Source organism: Ruthenibacterium intestinale, assembly GCF_040096265.1.
In the GTDB taxonomy this organism is placed as follows: Bacteria; Bacillota; Clostridia; order Oscillospirales; family Ruminococcaceae; genus Ruthenibacterium; species Ruthenibacterium komagatae.
This window is the reverse complement of record NZ_JBBMFA010000106.1, coordinates 1-19,399: the sequence shown is the minus strand read 5'-3', so window position 1 is coordinate 19,399 and position 19,399 is coordinate 1. Positions and strand designations below refer to the sequence as shown.

Annotated in this window: 23 protein-coding genes and 1 pseudogene; 2 read left to right on the top strand and 22 right to left on the bottom strand. The window is 47.0% G+C overall.

The window, feature by feature from the left end:
• Nucleotides 1–116: 116 nt before the first annotated feature.
• From WMO24_RS13055 to WMO24_RS13010, 10 genes are all read right to left on the bottom strand, one after another.
• On the bottom strand, nt 117–407 hold the full coding sequence (locus WMO24_RS13055) for a DUF3847 domain-containing protein (RefSeq protein ID WP_118014045.1): 291 nt from the start codon (nt 405–407) through the stop codon (nt 117–119).
• 28 nt (nt 408–435) lie between these two features.
• Entirely contained in the window at nt 436–897 is a 462-nt protein-coding gene (locus tag WMO24_RS13050) for an RNA polymerase sigma factor (protein ID WP_118014042.1), read from the bottom strand.
• A 10-nt stretch (nt 898–907) separates the two neighbouring features.
• Nucleotides 908–1,360: an RNA polymerase subunit sigma-24 gene (locus WMO24_RS13045; RefSeq protein ID WP_118014041.1), complete on the bottom strand. Its 453-nt coding sequence runs from the start codon at nt 1,358–1,360 to the stop codon at nt 908–910.
• Nucleotides 1,361–1,463: 103 nt separating this feature from the next.
• Nucleotides 1,464–1,877, bottom strand: a complete 414-nt coding sequence (locus WMO24_RS13040; protein WP_349150053.1) for an RNA polymerase sigma factor — start codon at nt 1,875–1,877, stop codon at nt 1,464–1,466.
• A gap of 841 nt (nt 1,878–2,718) precedes the next feature.
• Nucleotides 2,719–3,093, bottom strand: coding sequence for a hypothetical protein (locus tag WMO24_RS13035; protein WP_055303505.1), 375 nt, complete (start codon nt 3,091–3,093; stop codon nt 2,719–2,721).
• 54 nt (nt 3,094–3,147) lie between these two features.
• Nucleotides 3,148–5,664, bottom strand: coding sequence for an ABC transporter permease (locus tag WMO24_RS13030; RefSeq protein ID WP_349150052.1), 2,517 nt, complete (start codon nt 5,662–5,664; stop codon nt 3,148–3,150).
• Nucleotides 5,664–6,344: an ABC transporter ATP-binding protein gene (locus WMO24_RS13025; RefSeq protein WP_055214727.1), complete on the bottom strand. Its 681-nt coding sequence runs from the start codon at nt 6,342–6,344 to the stop codon at nt 5,664–5,666. Before WMO24_RS13025 ends, WMO24_RS13030 begins: the two co-directional genes overlap by 1 nt.
• 116 nt (nt 6,345–6,460) lie before the next feature.
• Nucleotides 6,461–7,468 (bottom strand): sensor histidine kinase, encoded by a 1,008-nt coding sequence (locus tag WMO24_RS13020; RefSeq protein WP_070101742.1) that lies wholly within the window; start codon nt 7,466–7,468, stop codon nt 6,461–6,463.
• 1 nt (nt 7,469) lies between these two features.
• Nucleotides 7,470–8,141, bottom strand: coding sequence for a response regulator transcription factor (locus tag WMO24_RS13015; RefSeq protein ID WP_349150051.1), 672 nt, complete (start codon nt 8,139–8,141; stop codon nt 7,470–7,472).
• Nucleotides 8,119–8,322 (bottom strand): helix-turn-helix domain-containing protein, encoded by a 204-nt coding sequence (locus WMO24_RS13010; protein ID WP_055303499.1) that lies wholly within the window; start codon nt 8,320–8,322, stop codon nt 8,119–8,121. Before WMO24_RS13010 ends, WMO24_RS13015 begins: the two co-directional genes overlap by 23 nt.
• Nucleotides 8,323–8,466: 144 nt before the next feature.
• On the opposite strand from WMO24_RS13010, the gene WMO24_RS13005 reads away from it, so the two are divergent.
• The gene (locus WMO24_RS13005) at nt 8,467–8,835 is read left to right on the top strand and encodes a helix-turn-helix transcriptional regulator (RefSeq protein WP_055214719.1); all 369 of its coding nucleotides are present in this window, start codon (nt 8,467–8,469) and stop codon (nt 8,833–8,835) included.
• A gap of 27 nt (nt 8,836–8,862) precedes the next feature.
• Here WMO24_RS13005 and WMO24_RS13000 read toward each other — a convergent pair whose 3' ends face one another.
• From WMO24_RS13000 to WMO24_RS12980, 5 genes and pseudogenes are all read right to left on the bottom strand, one after another.
• A complete protein-coding gene (locus tag WMO24_RS13000; protein ID WP_317422794.1) occupies nt 8,863–9,162 on the bottom strand; it encodes a hypothetical protein in 300 nt (99 codons plus the stop codon).
• Nucleotides 9,163–9,178: 16 nt separating this feature from the next.
• Nucleotides 9,179–9,532, bottom strand: coding sequence for a TnpV protein (locus WMO24_RS12995; protein ID WP_317422793.1), 354 nt, complete (start codon nt 9,530–9,532; stop codon nt 9,179–9,181).
• Between the two features lie 26 nt (nt 9,533–9,558).
• Nucleotides 9,559–11,439 carry a DUF4368 domain-containing protein gene (locus tag WMO24_RS12990; RefSeq protein WP_349216843.1) on the bottom strand — a complete coding sequence of 627 codons (1,881 nt, stop codon included), beginning with the start codon at nt 11,437–11,439 and terminating at the stop codon, nt 9,559–9,561.
• Nucleotides 11,440–11,529: 90 nt separating this feature from the next.
• Nucleotides 11,530–12,198: pseudogene (locus WMO24_RS12985) on the bottom strand (type IV secretory system conjugative DNA transfer family protein); the annotation flags it as partial.
• Nucleotides 12,199–12,283: 85 nt separating this feature from the next.
• The gene (locus tag WMO24_RS12980; protein WP_349216842.1) at nt 12,284–14,179 is read right to left on the bottom strand and encodes an AAA family ATPase; all 1,896 of its coding nucleotides are present in this window, start codon (nt 14,177–14,179) and stop codon (nt 12,284–12,286) included.
• Between the two features lie 89 nt (nt 14,180–14,268).
• Here WMO24_RS12980 and WMO24_RS12975 point away from each other — a divergent pair, with 89 nt between their 5' ends.
• Complete coding sequence (locus tag WMO24_RS12975; RefSeq protein WP_055059684.1) at nt 14,269–14,688, top strand: nuclear transport factor 2 family protein; 420 nt, start codon at nt 14,269–14,271, stop codon at nt 14,686–14,688.
• 77 nt (nt 14,689–14,765) lie between these two features.
• On the opposite strand, the gene mobQ is transcribed toward WMO24_RS12975, so the two are convergent.
• The 7 genes from mobQ to WMO24_RS12940 all read right to left on the bottom strand — a co-directional run.
• Nucleotides 14,766–16,277: a MobQ family relaxase gene (gene mobQ / locus WMO24_RS12970; protein ID WP_349216873.1), complete on the bottom strand. Its 1,512-nt coding sequence runs from the start codon at nt 16,275–16,277 to the stop codon at nt 14,766–14,768.
• A gap of 233 nt (nt 16,278–16,510) precedes the next feature.
• Complete coding sequence (locus WMO24_RS12965) at nt 16,511–16,804, bottom strand: DUF3847 domain-containing protein (RefSeq protein WP_349216841.1); 294 nt, start codon at nt 16,802–16,804, stop codon at nt 16,511–16,513.
• Nucleotides 16,805–16,893: 89 nt separating this feature from the next.
• Nucleotides 16,894–17,610 carry a hypothetical protein gene (locus WMO24_RS12960; RefSeq protein WP_055185912.1) on the bottom strand — a complete coding sequence of 239 codons (717 nt, stop codon included), beginning with the start codon at nt 17,608–17,610 and terminating at the stop codon, nt 16,894–16,896.
• The gene (locus tag WMO24_RS12955) at nt 17,607–18,167 is read right to left on the bottom strand and encodes an RNA polymerase sigma factor (RefSeq protein ID WP_349216840.1); all 561 of its coding nucleotides are present in this window, start codon (nt 18,165–18,167) and stop codon (nt 17,607–17,609) included. The genes WMO24_RS12960 and WMO24_RS12955 overlap by 4 nt, the downstream gene beginning before the upstream one ends.
• A gap of 84 nt (nt 18,168–18,251) precedes the next feature.
• Nucleotides 18,252–18,566 carry a hypothetical protein gene (locus WMO24_RS12950; protein ID WP_055185911.1) on the bottom strand — a complete coding sequence of 105 codons (315 nt, stop codon included), beginning with the start codon at nt 18,564–18,566 and terminating at the stop codon, nt 18,252–18,254.
• Between the two features lie 133 nt (nt 18,567–18,699).
• Complete coding sequence (locus WMO24_RS12945) at nt 18,700–18,891, bottom strand: transposon-encoded TnpW family protein (protein ID WP_006060444.1); 192 nt, start codon at nt 18,889–18,891, stop codon at nt 18,700–18,702.
• A 79-nt stretch (nt 18,892–18,970) separates the two neighbouring features.
• A partial coding sequence (locus tag WMO24_RS12940; RefSeq protein ID WP_349216839.1) for a DUF4368 domain-containing protein occupies nt 18,971–19,399 on the bottom strand: 429 nt, incomplete at its 5' end.

Genomic DNA, 19,399 nt, shown 5'->3' with positions numbered 1-19,399 from the left:
GGCGCACAAGGGGTTTGGGGAGTGTAGCGCCCCATCGCGGACGAAGTACGCAACGCCCCCGGCAGGGCGCACAGCACCGGAAACGGTGTATAAGTGCGCCCTTGTAAACAAGGGACTTACGGCGTGTTCCCGGATTTTGGCAGGTTTGCAGTCAATTCCACAGCCCCCGGAAGATGGGACAGGGCAATCAGAAATGCTTTGACCTCTGCGCCGGAAAGGTTGGGAGCCAGCGGAAAAATACCCTCCAAAATGGCTCCGCGCTCAATCAGGCGGCGGGTGCGGGCCTTGCGTTCCTCGTTGCGCTGCTTGTTCTCCAAAATCTTCTTTCGGTTTTCAAGCTGCCGAATCTCCTTCAGGACTTTCTCCCGTTCTTCTTTTTGGGGGTGGGCTGTAATTTTTTCGTTCATGTCAGGCACCTCTTTTCTTTGAAAATACTCATAGATTGACCGTCCATTTCTGTCGAGCAAAGTACCGGCGCAGCCTCCGCAGTGCAGCGTGGATGGATTTTCCCGCCTGTGCTGGCGTGATACCCTCCATTGCGGCAATATCTTTCACTTTCATACCCAGCATATAGCGGGCATGGACACGGCGAGCCTGCATAGGCGGCAGGGAAGAAATGGCTTCGTACAATCGCCGTATCAGTTCTTCGTATTCGGCTAATTCTTCTTTTTCTATCAGGTAGTCCTCCGGCGATGGCTGCGCCCAGCCGATGGCAGCATTTTCGATTCCATCGTTACAATCAAGGGAATAAAACGCCTTATACCGGAACATCTTGCGATCTCTGGCGGCCTCGGCTCTCTTGTCCAGAAGAAACGCTTCGACGATCTCATCGGACACCTCCACAAAAATGTCCTCTTTGAAAAATGGATAATATTGTTTGAGATTGATGGTCTGCATAGGCACGCCCTCACTCTGTTTGAAAAAGGTCATCATAGCAGCGGCGCATATTCCGCAGCCCCCGGTGGATGGCAACGCTGACCTTACTGCTATGGATACCCTCTCTCTGGGCGATTTCCGGCTGCTTGATACCGGCGATGTAGTAGGCGTGAACACGGCGGGCCTGTGTCGGAGTGGCATGAGCCAGAGCCACCGGCAGAGCTGCAATCAGGTATAGGCGGGTGGTCATTTCTTCTCGTTCCAGCAAAATATCTTCCGGCGATCTGCTGTGTTCCAGTGCGTAATTTTCCAGCCAGCTGTATGCGTCCAGAGAGTAGTAGGCGCGGTGGTAGACTTTCCGACGCTCATAGTTCTCCATCTCCCGCTTGGCCTGATACATCGCTGCCCACACCTCGTCCGTAACATCCACAAACTCGTCATGCCGGTAGTGGGGATACATCCACCGCAGATTGATTGTTTTCATAGGCTTACCTCCTGAAAATCGGAGAGGCGGGCAGCTCGTCCGCTGTCCGCCCCTCGCTGAGATAAGGGAAATGATCCCTTTCACTTGGTAGCCAGAAAACAGGTCATTCGTTAAGCCTGTTCTCAAAGAAATTTATAAATTTTTTCCTGACCGCCTCCACACTTTGATAAACAGCCACTTTGGAGCAGCCGCACAGCACACCGATCTCTGCAAGGCTTAGTCCGTCAAGCGCATAGAGCAGGAACCGGCGGCGCTGGGCCTCGGTACAGGTGTCCAGAACAGCTATCAGCTCATGCAGCGTTTCCATGCGGCAAAGGTATTCCTCCGGCGTTTCGCCGTAGACCCCTACACCCTCGGTGGTAATGATGTACTCGTCAAACTCCCGGCCATCCCAATGCCGCCGCTGTTCATGGAACAGGTTCTCCGTTTTATGATCGGCCCGGTCAAGAAATTCATAGACTTCCAGCGTAACCTCCACGGCTACAGCTTGTCCGTTATAATTGATGGTAACTTCCATCTGCCTTTCCTCCATTCAGATTTTTTTAGTAAATCTGAATGAGGCGGCGGGGCGCGGCTCCGGGGATAAAGTTCGGGCCATGCTGACCCGATGTTCCGGCTCCATATGGACAAAAAAGCGCCCGGACGGCATAAAGCCATACGAGCGCAATGGAATCTATTTTGCTGTTTTGTTACATGGTATAGTGCATACTTCTGACCGCATTGCTCCGCTGCTGGGAACAGGCTTTTTTTAGCTGGTGCAGGTCATGGGGACTGTGAAAAAAGGCAAAAATAGACACGGCGGCAATCCTCCTATGTGCCGCCGTGGATTTACACGGTGTTAGGTCGTCGTTGGTTTAGCGTAGACGAAAAGAAACGGCGGCTCTGAAATCAAAGCCGCCGTTTCAAATGGGCGTGTCAAATTGTCTGCGCTACGACGGCTTTTTTTCTTTTGCCGTCGTCCGGCAGAGTATTAGAAATATTGTGTTTGTTTTATTTTCTTGTCCATCCCTTTCAAAATGAGCGATGATAAAGTATCACTCACCTGAATAATGGCTCAATCACAAGGTCTTTGCCGAAAGCCAGCGTATAGCATATTTCCAGCTACTTCTTTAGCTCACAATATAACTGTATGAGTGCCTGAGCCTTTGCCAGAAACTTCTCTGTCAAATACAGCTCTCAAATGTATGCGTGTGCGCCTTGCCGAAATACCCACATGTGCTCCGCATGACAAAATTGGGAAGCCAGAATCAGAATAGGCGTTGCCTTGGATTTTCGGATGGTAACTGAAAGCTGGTGAGAGTCCTGCTTTCCGATATGTACTATGATGCTACATACTTTAATTGATTTACGCGCTGTTACTATTTTTGCAACACTAAATATACCTGACCCGCAAAGTAGATTATCAATTGATTTTCATCAACATCAACACAAAACTCCGCACTGATGTCATCCTGTGTTACACAGATAGTATCTGTGTAACTGAAATGATAAGAAGCATTACCATGATATAAACCTGCTTCAGGAATGTCTTTGTACAGTATTAGAGTGTCACTGTCTTGAACTGTAATTACATTTTCTGAATTGCTGTTTTTCCATGTGCCGATAATATTTTTTTCGTTTTGAGAAAGTTTAATTTTCTTGGCGCATACTACAACCAGAACAATCAAAATAACAGCCAAAAATAATATCATAAATACTTTCAACTTGCCATGAGTAATATGTTTTTTGTTCATTTCATTTCTTTCCTTTCATTTTACGAGATGTGCCTAATTCCCGATTGTCTTGAACTACATGCTCCCAGTTTTCAATTCTTTCACAATTTCAACCTTTTCAATACTTCGCAAAGAAAACAGCATTGCCGTTACTACTACAAGTGCAACCATAATAACAGCGATTCCGTATGCTCCCCAATTGATATAAAACACAAATGGGGTCATTCCTTTCGAAATCATGGAATACATGACATAATGAATGATTAAGCTGATCGGTATTGCAAATATCAGCGACTTCATGCCATATAATACAGATTCCAAAAGTAACATTTTCTTTAAACCACCAGATGTCATGCCAACAGATCGCAATACTGCAAACTCACTTCTACGGACATCTATGGTATTTGAAATCGTATTGCATACATTTAGTCCAATAATCATTGTCATTAAGACCGTGAAGATGCAAACCATCATTTTGAGAAGCATATATGTCTGGCGGGAATTTTCCGTTGTACTTGCCACATCAACCACTTGAAAAAATCCCGTATCCGCTAAACACTCCGCAACTTCTTCGTGCTGTGCGGTGTTAATGGTAAGTTCAATAGCGGTATCATCATTCAGCAGCCACTGAAAAAAAGACATTGGAACAATCAAGACAGCTCTATCTTGAACAAATTGTGATTGAATACTCGCATTATTTCCATTCACAATATCTTGAACAATGACCGTTTTATTTGTATCGTCGCCGTATTCCAGTTCGATTTTACACCCATTTTCAAGCACAAACGGAGAACCAACTACAACACGATTTGGAGACGTACCATAATTCCCAGTTGCATGATTGAATAGTATTCCGTGATTTGGCTTGCCATCATATCCTGTATAATTCAAATCATTTTCTTTACAAATAGCGCGAAAATGTTCTTCATCAATACCCACAACATATAATTCTGCAAAGTTGCCATTTATAAAGTATCCCGCCATATCTGAATTGATATTTTCTTCCTCAAATGCAGCTGTCATGTATCGGGAAATACGATAGGATATGTCTGCTGAAATACCCTCATCAGAAATTGCTTTCGCAGCAGTTGCTAAATCTTTATACGGAACAGCAGCTTGAACATCTGTATAACTTGAACCATCTTCTTTCATATCCATAGATGTTTGAAAAAGCATAAAATCCGAAAAACTATACAAGGATAACCCAAGAACCACAGCTAAAAAAATAGAAAGCGTTATCGCACGAAAGCGTTTCGGATTCCGATGGATATTTTTTGAAGCCAACGATCCGTAGATTCCAAAAAATATTGACATTAGTTTTCCATGCGTTATCCATTTTTGCTTTACTTGATAAATGTTGGTTTGCTTCAATGTATCGATTACTGTAACTTTTGAAGCGATTTTTCCCGGAGTTTTACAAGCAAAAAACAAAGAACCAATACCTGAAATTGCTCCCAGGAGAAAAGGGAGCCAATAAATATATGTTTTTAGCTCAATCATTCCAAAAGTAAAAGTGTCTTTAAAGGAAATCCGTATCATTGCCAGAACAACAACCGTTAAACCCAAACCAAATAACAGGCCCAATGGAATACCAATTATGCCAAGTAGAAAGGCTTCCATGGTAACGCTGGCTTTCTTCTGTTTACTTGTTGCACCGATACTCGCAAGCATACCAAGCTGCTTAATGCGTTCCTGCAGAGAAATCGAAAGGACATTGCTAATCATGGCAGAGCAAGCAGCCATTAGCAATAAAATAACTACAGCAACAGCCGCAATCATCTTTACAGCTCCCTTACCCGCAGTCACACCATGATAAATGAGCAAATCAGAATGGAATGCTGACACAATACCACCAACTGCTTTTGCATTTTCTTCCGCTTCGGCGTATATAGACTTAGAAATATCCTTGCACTTTACAAATGCCGATAAATTAGTTTCATTATTGCTAATTCCGATATAAGCGTTAAAGTCACTGGCTACTTTAGACCCATTCATTTCAGATACAATACCAACAATGGTATATGTCCGCTCCGCAGTATCTGGGTGAAAACTTTCCCTATCACCCAGATAATTTACTAATCCATATAACTCTGTGTCGATTTCGTCCCACACTCGCGTACCAAGTAAAAGTTGTATCGTATCCCCAACAGAGAATGTAAGCCCATTATCGTCAATAAAATCTTGCGTTAAGACAATTTCATTTTCATTGAACGGGTAACGGCCTTCCAGTAAATATTGTTCCAGATAAAAATTTTCGACAAATGCATCGTTGATTTCTGCAATGGCAAGCAAATTTTTATTAGATGGTTCTCCGTAAAAACTACTTCCAGCGAAACGTAGCAACGACACATTCTCTATATTCTTTCCTTGCATAAGAGTTTCCGCTTGCTGCTGCGAGGTGAGTTCAATACGATACGCATAATCTCCACCGTATACGGCTTCTTTCTCTTGCAAAAAGCGAAGCATGGACCAGCCGCCACACAAGACAGCAGTCATCATACCTACCGAAAGAATGATCGTGAAAATCGTAAGAAATGCACGCTTTTTGTTTTGTTGCAGTGTCCTTAATGTAAGGGTAAATATTGTTTCCATCAGCGAATCACCTCATCCCTGACAAGCTGACCATCCTGTATTTCCAAAATCCGATCTGCTTGTAAAGCGATTTCCCGGTCATGGGTAATCAGGACAATCGTTTGATGATAGGATTTATTAGAAGCTTTCAAAAGTTGCATGATTTCTTGTGTGTTTTGTGTATCCAGGTTTCCCGTAGGTTCATCAGCTAAGAGAATTGCAGGAGCGTTAATAAGCGCACGACCAATGGACACACGTTGTTGCTGCCCACCTGAAAGCTGACTTGGCAAATGCTTTCTACGCTTTGTTAAGCCAAGTACCTCTAACAATTCTGCTAAACGCTTCTTATTTATTTTTCGCCCATCCAGCCTAATAGGCAGGGTAATATTTTCCTCTACATTCAAGACCGGAATCAAGTTATAGAACTGGTAAATCAGTCCTACTTGGCGTCTGCGAAACACGGCAAGTTGATCTTCCGTTTGTTCATACACACTCTGACCATCTACAATTACTTCGCCTGATGTGGGACGATCAATACCGCCGAGAATATGGAGCAAAGTGGATTTACCAGAGCCAGATGCGCCAATTATTGCAACAAATTCTCCTTTTTGCACTGAAAATGAAATATCGGTCAAGGCATTCACTGTGGTTTCACCTGTGTGGTATGTTTTGCAAACATTTTCAACTCTTAATATTTCCATTGTTGTTTCCTCCTGCTGAAAGTAATTCCGTACAATGATGAAATCATAGCAAATTTAAATAACTCTATTATTACGCTTTCATTACAAAAATGTCACTTTGCAAAAAAGGGATTGCATTATGCAACCCCTCTGTCAAAGAAAATTGTAAATTTTGCCCCACATGGCATTATGTTTTCAGCGATAATCCTTCCGTTCTGCTGCGTGATAATCGCTTTTGCTAAGGCCAAGCCAATCCCCGCCCCGTTTTTGCCGGAGTTCTTACCTCGATAGAAACGCTCAAATAAGTGTGGAATATCTTCCTCCGCTATGCCTGTTCCGCTATCGATAACACACAATTTCACATACATGGCATTTTCTTCAGCGCTGATTTTTACTTGTCCTCCATCGGAAGTAGATTCAATACAATTTTTTACAACATTAGACAAAGCTTCTGCAAGCCACTTGATATCCCCGTATAGTTGAATTTCCTCTATATCTGAAATATCCATTTTAATATTTTTAATATCCAGCATGATATCAAATGGCGCTGTTGCCTGCTGGACTAATTTTTCCACAGGAAAGGACTTATTTTCGAATTTGATTGTCCCTGCATCAAGACGCGACAGCTTTAATAAAACGTCAATCAGCCATTCCATACGTGACAACAGTAATAACTGTTCATGCAATAGTGAAGATTGCTGTTCGAAATCAATACCTTCTTGTGAAAGCGCAGCATTCAATATTTCAAGAGAAGTCAGCGGTGTCTTTAATTGGTGGGAAATATCCGCCAAAGAATCCGCTAAATATTTTTTGTCTTTTTGCAGCTGTCCCGATTGCGCTAAAAGCCGTAATGTCATTTTTGAAATCTCATTTTCCAGAACAGCTAACTCTCCCTCACCATAATCGTCAAAACGAATACTTTCTTCACCATGTAATAGTCTATCAATATCCTGACTTAAAGAAGAAATCTTCATATAGCGGCGATATGTGAATATAAGGGAAATAGCGGTGATGGCGCAGCCAGTTAAAAATGTAACCCAATAGAACTTCATGCAAAAGAAATAGCTTAAAACACTCCCAATCACCGTCACACCAATACAGAGCATTATTTGCAATCGAACTTCCTTGTTTCGTAAAAAATCCATGTTATTCACCAGCCTTATACCCAAGCCCGCGAACAGTCAAAAGAATTTCCGGCTCTTGTGGATTTGTTTCAATTTTATCTCGCAATCTTTTCATATAGACAGTCAATGTGTTGTCACTAATAAAATCACCTGTAACATCCCAAATCATTTCAAGTAGTTTTTTCCTTGAAAATACAACACCCGGATTCTGCAAAAACACCAACAGCAAACGGTATTCTAATGCCGAAAGGAATAGCTCTGTATTTCCTTTTCGGACAACCGCCTTTTGAACATCAACTGTAATATCTTTACAAGACAGAAATTCACTTTTTCCATTTTTTCTGCGCAACACAATGTTGATTCTTGCCAATAATTCTCTTGGGCGGAACGGCTTGCAAATATAATCATCTGCACCCAATTCCAGACCGCTAACAACACTAAATTCATCATCATCTGCGGTCAGAAAGATAATGGGAATGTCTTTTTGGCTCTTAATTGCTGAGCAAGTGCTAAAACCATTTCCATCATTCAACGAAATATCTAAAAGGATAATGTCGTATTGTTCCTGATCTATTTTCTGTAAAGCAGTTTGTTGTCCATTTGCACTGTCAACCAGATAGCCTTCATTTTTCATAAATAAAGTAAGGGAGGACACTATATTGGGGTCGTCTTCAACCAGCAGTATTTTTTTCATGCTTATCTCCCTTTCTTCTTTTTGTCCGACCATCAATCGGCTTTTCCGCAGTTTTCGGAATCAGCCAAATCGTCGCCATTTTTACAGCACCGGGGATGCGACCCGCAGTGCAGTAATAGTTTATCCATCGTGCGGTCACGCCCCATTTTTCGGCGGCCTCTTTTAGTGTCATATAATCCATTCTGCACCTCCACAGAGTACATTATAGTTCTCTTTCTCGAACAATGCAACAAATAGAATATGAATTATAAACTTCAACTAACCTTCATATAGCAACATTCCACAGGCAAAGTATGAATTATACAATGTAACCGGGTGATGTTATATGGCGAAAGTTGAAGATTGTCCCGGTTTTGAAACCTTCGGTGCGGATGTCAAAGCCGCACGAGAGGCAAAGCGTCTGGCACGAAAAACATTGGCAGAAATGGTTGGGATTGAATGGCGGTATCTTGCCAACATTGAGAATCAAGGTGCGATTCCGAGCCTGCCTGTGATGATCCAGTTGATTAAGGTCTGCGGACTTCCCGTAGAGCGATATTTTAACCCGGAGATCATGCGGGAAGAAAGCGCACAGCGGCAGCGGGTCAGCCATAAGCTGAAGCTTTGCCCTGAAGAATACCTGCCGATTATCGAAGGTGCCATAGACGGGGCGCTCAAAATGGAACAGACTGCGAAGCAGAAGGAGGACGCATAATCGCGGCCTCCTTCTGGCGTTTCTGTATCATGTTTCCCTGCACTTTTCCAAAAGTTCCCGGCACCTCTGCTGGATTTCTCCGGTTTCTGTCACAGTCAGGTCACGGTCATTTCCAGTAATCTTATCTTCCAGAAAGTTGGCGTATGTACCCAACAAAGCGTTCCGTAAATCCTCCGGGGTTTTCTGTATTTCGGCGCTGTACCAGTCATTCCGGTGAGGTTCCCATGCCATCAATGTATAACCGTGGCTGGTCTGCACCACCTCATACAGAGAATCATCATCCAGATATGCCTGAAACACTTCCAGAACCTTTTCAAAGGTCAGCATTTCCCACACCTCCCATTCAGCTGCAAATCAGTTCCCTGATTAAAATTTCCTCAATCTGTGCCGTTAATGTGTTCATCAGCCCCACCCAACGCATAGGGTCACAGGCTTTTAGTTCCTCAGTGACACCCGCAGCCTCCATCATGTGAGGTAACATGGTGTCCATACGCTCCTGCGTTGTCCGGTCAATCTCTATCAGGTGCGGATACAGCTTCTCGCTCATCAGTAGTTGGTTGTAGAGAATGGGGCGATGTTCCTTCAGGTAGGATTTTCGCATCCTGCCGTACTTGCCAATAGAAGTTTCCGGCGGTTCAGAAAGTTTTAGGTTGGGTATATCATAATCTCCACAACGAATGTAAGTCAACTTACTCATATTCATTCTCCTTTGCTTCGTGATGATTAGACTGCTGCGCTGGCTGCTATGCTGCCTTTGCGCGGTTCTTCTTTTGGTAGCTGACCGATAGTAGAAAAAACACCTTTATTCATATCCTCAGCCCGGATCAGGGCTTTCTTAGCGTCCATTTCCGCTTTTTTCTTCGCCTTGATTTTGTCCTCATACTGTTTCTGTGCGCCGCTGGCTTTCCGCTTCAAATAATTCTGATGAAGCCTGTCCTTGCGTTCTTCTTTTTTCTGCAGTTCTTCCTGTTCCTCCGGGGTTAAAGGAACCGGCTGTAAGGATGGTGGGATATAGCGCCCTAAAAAATTGAAGTAGATTTCAATTTCCTGCGTGGTGTCCTGGCTGCCTTTTCGGGCGCGTTCGTGGACAAGGATTTTCTCTACAAACTCGTTGAGCATGGTGTTTGTCAGAGTGTCAAAATTCTCATACTTATCAATTAGGGCTATAAATTTCTCTGCGGATTTCTGGCTCTGCTCATAGCCGGTAACAGCCTTTTCCAGCTCTGCAATTTCAATCTCAAGTGCATCCTGCTCTTTGGCATACTGTGCATCAAGCGCCCTATATCGTGCATCCGGCAGCTTGCCGAGGGCGTTGTCCTCATAGATTTTGCAAATCAGTTTTTCCAGTTCTCCGGCTCTCTTTTGGGCAGCAGCCAGACGCCTGCGCTTTTTCGATATATCGGCACTCTGTTGAGCAATCTGCGTTTCCTGAACGGTGTGAATAAATTCCGTCCGGTCATTTCTGGAATATTCAGCGATAGCCCGGAGCGTGTCAGAAACCAATGTCAGAACAGCACTCTCATTGATACGGTGTTGTGTAGGGCATAGTGTCCCACACGGAACTTTGGTATAATTGGAACAGGTATATTGAGAAATCCGCTTGCCATTGTTGGTGCGGTGGACATACATCTTGCCGCCGCAATCGGCACAATAGAGCAAGCCTGTGAGGGGAGCCGCTTCGCCCCAGCCGTTTGGATAACGCCGTACATTGCTGCGGATTTTCTGCGCCAAATCAAAGGTCTGCTGGTCGATAATGGCTTCATGGGTATTCTCAAAGATCGTCCACTCGTCCTCAGAAACATAGTGGCTTTTCTTGTCCTTAAAGTGCTTGCGGGTCTTGAAATTGATGGTGTGCCCTAAATACTCTCGCTTTTTCAAGATGTTCACAATGGTAGATGATCCCCATCCATAGGGGTCTTTGACCGGCTTTGAACGGTTCACACCTTCGTTGAAGCGGGCAAGGTGTACGACAGGAATTTCAATCCGGTCTGCGGATAATTTGCAGGCGATCTGATAAGGCCCATATCCCTCCAGCGTGAGGGAGAAGATACGGCGTACCACTTCGGCGGCTTCCTCATCTACCAGCCAATGCTCCCGTTTTTCGTCCCATAAGTAGCCGTAAATCACAGTGCCGGTCAGGTGCTTGCCACTCATGCCTTTTGACTTAAACACAGAGCGGATTTTCCGGCTGGTATCACGGGCGTAAAATTCATTCATAATGTTGCGGAACGGGGTAAAATCGTCATCACCTTTCAGACTGTCCACACCGTCGTTGATGGCAATCAGACGAACGCCTCGCTGCCGCAAAACCTCCATAACTTGACCGACCTTCAGATAGTCGCGTCCTAACCGGCTCATGTCCTTGATGACGATTGCCTCTACACGCCCTGCCTCCACTTCCTCCATCATCGCCAAAAATCCGGGGCGGTCAAAACGAGTGCCTGAGATACCATCATCGGTAAAGTGCGTAGGGTTGGGCAGCCCATTCCGGCGGGCAAAATCCTCTAACATCTGTTTTTGGTTGGATATGGAATTGCTCTCGCCCTGTAACTCATCGTCCCGGCTCAGGCGCTCGTACAGTGGGGTGATTTTTTCGTTTCTCATAGCTGTACCTCCTGAAACAAAAATGCTCTAAGTGATTGCTTTACTAACCATGACAAAATCATGATTAAGAAGTCACTTAGAGCATATATCACCAGCCGCCAGCTTGTACTTGCGGTATTGCTTGACCGCAAAGTGGTCAGGGTCGCGGGCTTCCAGCTCGTCGAACATGACATCCACAGGGTTCTTGAAGGTCTCATCGTCCTCTCTGGCTTCCGAGGCATTGATCATTTCGAGCAGGGTAGTAAAGTTTTTCTCGTGGTCGGGTGCCTCGTACCAGATGTAACCAATGAGGGCTGTATAGTACAGCTTCTCCGCCTTCACCCAAAAATCTTCGCCGGACTTATCGCCATCTCCCTTCGTGTTGACGATGATCGTATTGACCAGCTTGAGGATGTCCTTCTCGCTGCGGATGTAGCTGAACGGGTTGTAGTGCATGGATTTCCGGAAATTGATGGTGTTCAGCGACTTGATGACATAGCCGCCCTTTTCAAGCATTTTGCCGCACTCCACCAGCACCGTACCCTTTGGGTCGGTGACAACGTAGCTGCTGTGCATCTGCATCAGATTTGGCTTCACGAAAAAGCGCGTCTTGCCTGAGCCGGATCCTCCGATGACGAGGATGTTCTTGTTGCGGGCATATTTCGGCTGCTTGGGACGGCTGTTCATGGTCAGAAACTCCGTCTGCGTCAGGATGACGTTGTTAGAGAACTCCGGATCCGTGTACGGCTTGATGTCCTCCGGCTTGCCCCATGAAGCGTTTTGTCAAGTGCTTTTTTGAGTTATTGACGCAAATTATCGTGAAAGTGCGAAAGTGCAAAGTGCAAAGGGTCTGCGTTTTGCACTTTCAGCTTGCGGGTTCGGGTGGCTGCTTCTTCTTGATGAAGTTGTACCATTGACCGCCGACACGCCTTGCGCCTAAAATGCCGCCCATGTTGCGCTTGGCGGTCTGTACCGTCCTCTCGGATATTCCGGCTTCGGCTGCGGCTTTTACAATCTCCTCGCTGGCAAGCTCTTTCCCGTCTGCAAGCAGGTCAAGTATCAGCCTTTCGGCTTGCTCGGTTTTGGTGGCGTTGTTGCCGCCCGCGCCGGACAGCAGTTCGTCGGCGGTGATGTCGTATTCGCCTATCCACGAAAAGCCCGTTTCCGGGTCAAGGCAAAAGGCTACGGGCTTTCCCTCCGGCGCAAGGGAAGATTTGTCGTGAATGATAACGCGCACATTCGGCTCACGCTTTACGCGCCCAATAAGAAGCACGCTCCGGGCGGCTGCGCGGAAGTCAATAGAACCTAAACCCCGGTATGCGCTCTGTCCTCCGGCGGCTTTGTTCAGGTGTCCGATAAGGATAACGGCGCACCCGGTACGCTCCGCAACTTCGGCAAGGCGGCGAAAAATGGGGCGTACCTCGTTTGCCTTGTTCATATCGGCTTTGTCGCCCATATACGCCTGTATGGGGTCAAGGATAATCAGACGCGCCCCGTTCTGTACGATTGCTTTCTCTATGCGCTCGTCGGACAGGGTAAGCTCCCGCTTGGCTTCATCAATCACAAGTACACGGTCAAGGTCGGCTTCTGCTTCCATCAAGCGGGGCTTGACGGTATCGCCCAGCCCGTCCTCGGCGGTCTGGTAAATCACTTGGAATGGCGGCAAGGGCTTCATTCCCGGCAGCGTTCCCCCTGTGGTGCAGGCGGCGGCAAGGCGTAGGGCAAAGGTGGTCTTGCCCTCGCCGGGATTGCCTTGCACAATGGTTACTTTCCCAAAGGGGATATACGGCTCCCATAGCCATTCAACGGTCTGTGTGTCCACCTCGCTCATACGGATAATCTCAACGGTTTCTTCCTGCGGCGGCTCTTTCAAGCCGTAAATCGCTTCCCGGATATACTTCCCGTCCGCGATTTCTCCCCGGCGCGTCTGCACCTCGTTCCAATCTTTGAAAAGGGGAATAAGACGGTGGACGGTCAAGCCCTCCGGCATAAGCTCCACAAGGCGGCTGCAAGCGTCGTTTCCGGCTTGGTCGCTGTCAAGGCAGAGGTAAACGGTCTTGATGTTCGGACGGTCAGAGAGGAAACGCAGCAGGGCTTTTTCTCCCACGCCGCCCAGTGCAAGGTAGCTTTGTTTCTGCCATTCCTTTTTGAACAGGCAGAGGAAAGATAAAAGGTCAATCGGTGCTTCAAAGACAAACAGCCTTTCGCCCTCGCCCCGGTAGCAGAAGTTAAAGGCTTTGTCGCTGCCTTTCACATCAAGCCGGAAGCTCCCGGCTGTGCCGCGCTGGTGGGCGTATCTCGGTATGCCGCTTTCATCTCTGCCGACGAATACGGCGTTGTGATGGGCGGCTTCCTCGTAAATATCGCCGCTGGAAATGAAAAAGCCCGTCACATCTTCATCAATGCGGCGGGCTTCGGTAAGATACCTTTTCACTTGTTCGGCGGTGGGGCTGCGGGGCGGCAATCGGAAGTCGGAGAGGGGCGCGGGGCTGTCCGGCGGTGGGGCTGCGCCTTTCTCTCCTGTGAGAAGTTCAACGGCTTCGGTAAAGCTCTTTCCGAAAAACTCCATGAGGAAGTCAACGGGGCCGCCGCCCTTGCTCTGGCTGTGCCTGTACCATTTGTTTCCCCGGACAGTCAAGCTGTCGTGCCGTTTCCAGCGGTACTCGTTCCCGGCGCGGGTAAGCTGCTCGCCCTGTGATTGCAGGAAAGAAACAAGGTCGGCTTGGTTGGCGTGGTCTATCTGTTCTTGGGTGTAATACATGGCTGATACCTCTCTTTCTGTGGTTGAATTGTTCATAGTTTTGATGTAGAATGAAACCGAAAAATCGGAAGTTAGTGAGGTGCTGGATTGTGAATGAAAGAGAAAAAAATATTCACTTATGGTTTGAAATGTGGCTTACAAAACAGGATTTAGGTATTGATAATATTTTTGCAGAAGATGTAATTTATACTGAAAGTTGGGGTCCAAAATATAATAACCGTCAAATCGTAAAACACTGGTTTCAGGAATGGAATACTCGTGGCAAAGTCGTTGCTTGGGAAATCAAACAATTTTTCCACAAAGGAAATCAGACGATTGTGGAGTGGTATTTCAAAAATGAAATGAACAATGGGAGCATAGAGGAATTTGATGGAATTTCCCTGGTTGAATGGACAAAGGATAATAAAATAAAATCATTGAAAGAGTTTGGCTGCAATTTGAATAATTATAATCCTTATGAGCATAGTGACCTGCCCGAATTTAGGGACGAAAGAGCAAGTTGGTTTTAATATTAGGAATCAATAGCGTCCATTTTATCGGAAAACATTTAGGACGGACAGGCAAAACCGCTTGCCCGTCCTTTCCTTTATCGCTCCTGTTCATGCCGCTTGGCGCGGTTCTGTGTCTGTTCCGGCTGGTCGGCGCGGAGTGCAATATCCACGCATTTGCGGATTTTTTGAAGCTCGGCAACTTCGGCGCGGGCAGCTTTCAGTTTGGTGTAGTCGGTATCTCTCTGCCCTTTGAGGTCGGCGTATTCCTGTTTCCATTTGGAGATAGGCAGCGTCTTTGTATCTGTCAGATTTGCATGGAGATAGCGGCTTGCTGCGTTCCATAAGGTCAGCTCGGCGCGGTGGGCTTCCTCATACTTATCCCGTTTGTTCGTCCAGCCGTTTTTCAGCTTTTTCAGTTCGGCATGAATGGGCTTGTACTGCAAATAATTCTCTCCGTTCTCTATCAGCTTTTGCAGCTCTTTCATGCGCTGCTCGGCGGCTTTCATTCCCTCCCGGATAGAAAAGGCTTCATCACTGACAGAGGAAAGGGAAGCGTCCAGCTCGTCAAGATTAGAGATGCCATGCTCGGAGAGATAGTTGACCGCTGCCGCTATGGTTTTCAGTTCATCGGCTGTGTGCTGTTGTTGCCAACGCTGCGAATACTTCCGGCTCTTTTCTCTCTGAACGCTCAAATACTTCATCAACAGATTTGCAAGGTTGGGAGATTGCGGCGGCTGCTTCGGGGCGGTTTCCCACACTTTGAACAGGTCGGCAATCCATTCTTTGAGCTTGCTAACCTGCGCCCGGATTTCCCGGATAAGGCGGTTTGTCTTTTGAATACTGCGGTTCAGTGCGCCTTTCTCGGTGGCGATACCTTTCTTCTCCATCTGGCAAGCCGCCACGCCCATGTGGACGGTGGGTATCTCGTCAATGCCGCGCTCGGCGTTGCTGCGGTGGTCAATACGCTCCGGGCTTCCGTTCCTCTCCAAAAAGTCGTTGGTAAAGTCAGCCCATGCCTTGCGCCACAAGAGGGTGTTGTCCTTGTCGTTCCAGCCTGTAAGGTCAACCTTGTGGGTTTTGTATCTGCCACTTGGCAAGCGGATACGCTCGCCATTTTCGTCAAGGTCATATTCCTTTTTGGACTTCGCCGCCCATGCGCCGCGCTCGTCAAGTGGTCGCATGGTCAGCATGATATGACAATGGGGATTGCCTTTGTCGGTGTCGTGAATGGCATAATCAACGCACATTCCTCTGGAAACAAATTGAGAGGAACAGTATTCCCGGACAAGCCGGATCTGTTCCTCTCTGGATAATTCTATGGGGAGCGCTGCGTCAATCTCACGCGCAAGCTGGGCGTTCCCGGCTTTCTCGTAAAGCTCCACGCTGTTCCACAAGGTTGAACGGTCAGAGAATGAGGGTGGCGCGTGGGGCGGCAGCATGATCTCTGTATGGACAACGCCGCCTTTGCGGGTGTAGTCATGGGTCATTCCGTCCCATTCGTTTGTCAGCTTTTCGCCGCTTCGGTAGGCGGCTGCGGCAACGGCTGATTTGCCTTTTCCTCGGCTCACAATGCCGATGTTCCAATGGTAAATGGCTATGGGTATCACCTCCCGGATAGGATAATAAAACCCGCAAAAATGGTACAGACGCCAACGGCGGGTGTACTGTTTTTGTGGGTGTGCAGGGATAGCCGCAAAGCGGCGCAAGGGGTGCAGCCCCTTGTTGCGGCAAAGCCGCCATATCGGAGCGCGGGGAAATCTCCCTGTGCGGAGACAAGCCCTCGGCAGAGCGCACACGCCCGTAAGGGTGTATAAGTGCGCCCTTAGTTCCTAAGGGATTTTCAGCTTGTCGCTCCCTCGGCTCGTTTTTTCAGATATTCCCGCGCTGGTTCACTCGTCAAGGCAAGCCGGAGAAGTGCTGTGGCTTCCTCGTCGGTCATGTTCTTTGCTTCCGGCACAACGCTTTCAAAGACCGCGCCCCGGACAATAAGGCGGTGGCTGCGCGTTCTGCGTTCCTCTTTGGATAGCTTCTGACGCAACATTTTTTCCCGGTTCTCAAACTGCTGGATTTTCTTCTTTCCGTCCTCAATCTCGGCTTGCAATTCCTCGCGGGTTTTCTCTCTCGGTTTCATCATGGGTGGTCGCTCCTTTCTGTCCGTAGACATAGAAAAAGGACAGTCGATTTGCTCGGCTGTCCTGATGGTAGTATTAAATTTTCATGGGGTTATCCGTTGAAAGAACTTAGGTCAAGCGCACCATTATTTATCAGCTCTTGGATAATGGTAGCCAAATCGTTTTTCACACTTTCGCTTTCAGTTTTTGCACCCGCATTTTCAACATATACGGTGCTATCTCCCAACTTAAAGGTCGCATAGTAAATTACATTCTGTTCTCCCACGCTGTTCCGGTCTGTTACAAAATATCCTGCCGTCACGCTTGTGCCATTTACTTCGCTACTTTCTTCACTTCCTACAATCTTCGTATCAAGTAGTGCTATATCCGTTGTAGATATTACCACTTTGGCATTTTCGATTTTTCCCTCAAAACCAATCAATTCTTTGTTGCTGTCGGAAACAGTATCATCAACACGAAAAACTGCATGAGCTGTAACGGTCAAGTTTGGAAAAAGAGATGCAGCTTCCGTTTCCGTAAGTTGCCTTGTTGTTATAGTCCCGTCAATGTCAATGCTTGAGCCAGCAGTTTCCGATTTTACAAAGATGATTTCATTTCCGTTGTCCAAAGTGGCAATGTCAGTTTTGTTCCCGAACAATCCATTTTGAAATACGCCTACGCCTAAAACAGCAATTACTGCAAAGCAAGCCGCCATAGCTCCCCACTTAACCCAACCGGGTTTCTTTGCTTTCTTTTTGTAGTTAAGGGCTTCATCGACATATTTTGTGTCAAGCTCGCTCATAGCGTCGGAAAACTTCTTTGCGTTCATACGAATACCTCTCTTTCAATCAAATATTGCTTCATCTTCTCGCGGATACGGGTCAGCCGGACAGAAATGTTTTTTTCTGAAAGCCCCATAAACTCGGCTATGTCCTTATAGCTGTCGGAAAACCAATAGCGGCGCATGAAAATAACGCGGTTTTCGGTAGTCAGCGTGTCTAAAAATGCTTCAATGATACGGGCTAACTCTTTGGCTTCGATTTCTGCTTCTACTGTATTCGGGGCTGCTATACAGGCTTCAATTTCTTCCAAAGCAATCGTGTAATGGCTGCTCCGTTTGGCTGCTTCCCTTCTCCAATAGATTTTGAGTGAAATGTTCCGAACGATTTTAACAAGATAAGATAGCAGCGGGTTAGGTCGTGCCGGGGGAATGGCGTTCCATGCGCCTAAATAAGCGTCGTTTACACATTCCTCCGCGTCTTGTCTGCTGCCTACGATATGGTAGGAAAGATTGTGGCAGACCTTTCCGTATTTTATATCCAGCTCTCGTATGCCTTGTTCTGAACGTCCAAAAAACATTTCTATGATTTTTTCGTCGTCTATCATCTCACCGCCTCCTTTCGGGCTTCACCTATGTACTACGGTTTCAGCGGCAAATACTACATCTAATCCGAAACTTTTTCAAAAAAATTATAGCACATCTTTTTGAATAGGGTGTGTCAAGTTGCCGGAATGTTTCTTTGCCGCTTTGCTGGCGGCGTTCCTCCGTTCTTCGCTGTATGGGGCGGTCAGACGGAAAGAGAAACGCCCCTTTGCAATATCAAACTCCATGCAGCCCGTTTCGGGGTCTGCGTCGGTCTGGCGGCACTGGTCGGGGTGCTGTCCGGCGTAGGCGGCAAGCCGCTTCTTTAAGTCGGTGTTGTGGGTGCGGATATGGATAAGGGGGTCTTTCTCGTCAAACCAAATATCGGTGGTCTTTTCCTGCTTCGTAAGCCCTGTTCTCATAAACTCTCCTTTCTGCGCCCCTGTTACGCAATAGGGGCATTTTTCGGGTGTTTTTCCCGGCTCTTGACTTGGGGAAAATGAGGATTTTCAAATAGAAACCGCCCGGACAGGGAATGGTTCGTCGGGGCGGCTGTTATCGCAAGATTTCTGTTTTTTCCGGCTCTTGACCGTCAGACGCGGATAAACGCGAGCTGTCGGCAAGCACCAGTTTGAGCAGCTTGTCGCGGAATGTTTCTGTGCTGCTGTGATTGAAAAATAACTCCGCAACAATGGTCTGCCCGTTCCTCTGGGTCGTGATGATACTGTCGGGGGTCTGTTCTGCCATAGGCGGCTCCTTTCTTTGGGCGCAAAAGAGGGATTTCCCGTAGTTCGGAAAATCCCTCTTGGTTGACGGTTATTCTGTTTTACTGTGTGGGCTGTGCGGCGGCTGCCTGCGCCTTTCTCCTTGCCCGGTATTCCCGCGCTTTCATGCGGTCATACTCCCGCTGCCTTTCAAGGTTTCGCGCCCGGTACTCCCTTGAATACTGCCGGTGGTAGGCGCGGCTCTTTTCCTTTTTGGCTTCTTCGATTTCCTCCCGCATTTGCCGGATTCCCTGCTCGGTCGGCTCTGCAAGCTGTGTCACTTCGTTCTCAAACTTGCCAATATAATTGAAATATATGCTGATGTGCTGGATTGCGTATCTCGCCCTTTTCTGGTCGCGCTCATGCACTTCAATCCGGCTGATAAACTCGTTGAGAATGGCGGGGGTCAGGTCGGTAAAGGCGGCATGGCGTTCCGTCAGCTTCAAAAACTTCTGCGCCCGTCCTCCCGCGTTCTCATAAGCGGATAGCTG

Coding starts and splice junctions, on each gene's coding strand:
- WMO24_RS13050 (WP_118014042.1), bottom strand. CDS start 897: ATGCAGACCATCAATCTCAAACAATATTATCCATTTTTCAAAGAGGAC.
- WMO24_RS13055 (WP_118014045.1), bottom strand. CDS start 407: ATGAACGAAAAAATTACAGCCCACCCCCAAAAAGAAGAACGGGAGAAA.
- WMO24_RS13045 (WP_118014041.1), bottom strand. CDS start 1,360: ATGAAAACAATCAATCTGCGGTGGATGTATCCCCACTACCGGCATGAC.
- WMO24_RS13000 (WP_317422794.1), bottom strand. CDS start 9,162: ATGCTGACCTTTGAAAAGGTTCTGGAAGTGTTTCAGGCATATCTGGAT.
- WMO24_RS13010 (WP_055303499.1), bottom strand. CDS start 8,322: ATGGATTATATGACACTAAAAGAGGCCGCCGAAAAATGGGGCGTGACC.
- WMO24_RS13005 (WP_055214719.1), top strand. CDS start 8,467: ATGGCGAAAGTTGAAGATTGTCCCGGTTTTGAAACCTTCGGTGCGGAT.
- WMO24_RS12980 (WP_349216842.1), bottom strand. CDS start 14,179: ATGTATTACACCCAAGAACAGATAGACCACGCCAACCAAGCCGACCTT.
- WMO24_RS13020 (WP_070101742.1), bottom strand. CDS start 7,468: ATGGATTTTTTACGAAACAAGGAAGTTCGATTGCAAATAATGCTCTGT.
- WMO24_RS13025 (WP_055214727.1), bottom strand. CDS start 6,344: ATGGAAATATTAAGAGTTGAAAATGTTTGCAAAACATACCACACAGGT.
- WMO24_RS12965 (WP_349216841.1), bottom strand. CDS start 16,804: ATGATGAAACCGAGAGAGAAAACCCGCGAGGAATTGCAAGCCGAGATT.
- WMO24_RS12950 (WP_055185911.1), bottom strand. CDS start 18,566: ATGAGAACAGGGCTTACGAAGCAGGAAAAGACCACCGATATTTGGTTT.
- WMO24_RS12955 (WP_349216840.1), bottom strand. CDS start 18,167: ATGATAGACGACGAAAAAATCATAGAAATGTTTTTTGGACGTTCAGAA.
- WMO24_RS12990 (WP_349216843.1), bottom strand. CDS start 11,439: ATGAGAAACGAAAAAATCACCCCACTGTACGAGCGCCTGAGCCGGGAC.
- WMO24_RS13015 (WP_349150051.1), bottom strand. CDS start 8,141: ATGAAAAAAATACTGCTGGTTGAAGACGACCCCAATATAGTGTCCTCC.
- WMO24_RS13035 (WP_055303505.1), bottom strand. CDS start 3,093: ATGAACAAAAAACATATTACTCATGGCAAGTTGAAAGTATTTATGATA.
- WMO24_RS12960 (WP_055185912.1), bottom strand. CDS start 17,610: ATGAACGCAAAGAAGTTTTCCGACGCTATGAGCGAGCTTGACACAAAA.
- WMO24_RS12995 (WP_317422793.1), bottom strand. CDS start 9,532: ATGAGTAAGTTGACTTACATTCGTTGTGGAGATTATGATATACCCAAC.
- WMO24_RS13040 (WP_349150053.1), bottom strand. CDS start 1,877: ATGGAAGTTACCATCAATTATAACGGACAAGCTGTAGCCGTGGAGGTT.
- WMO24_RS13030 (WP_349150052.1), bottom strand. CDS start 5,664: ATGGAAACAATATTTACCCTTACATTAAGGACACTGCAACAAAACAAA.
- WMO24_RS12945 (WP_006060444.1), bottom strand. CDS start 18,891: ATGGCAGAACAGACCCCCGACAGTATCATCACGACCCAGAGGAACGGG.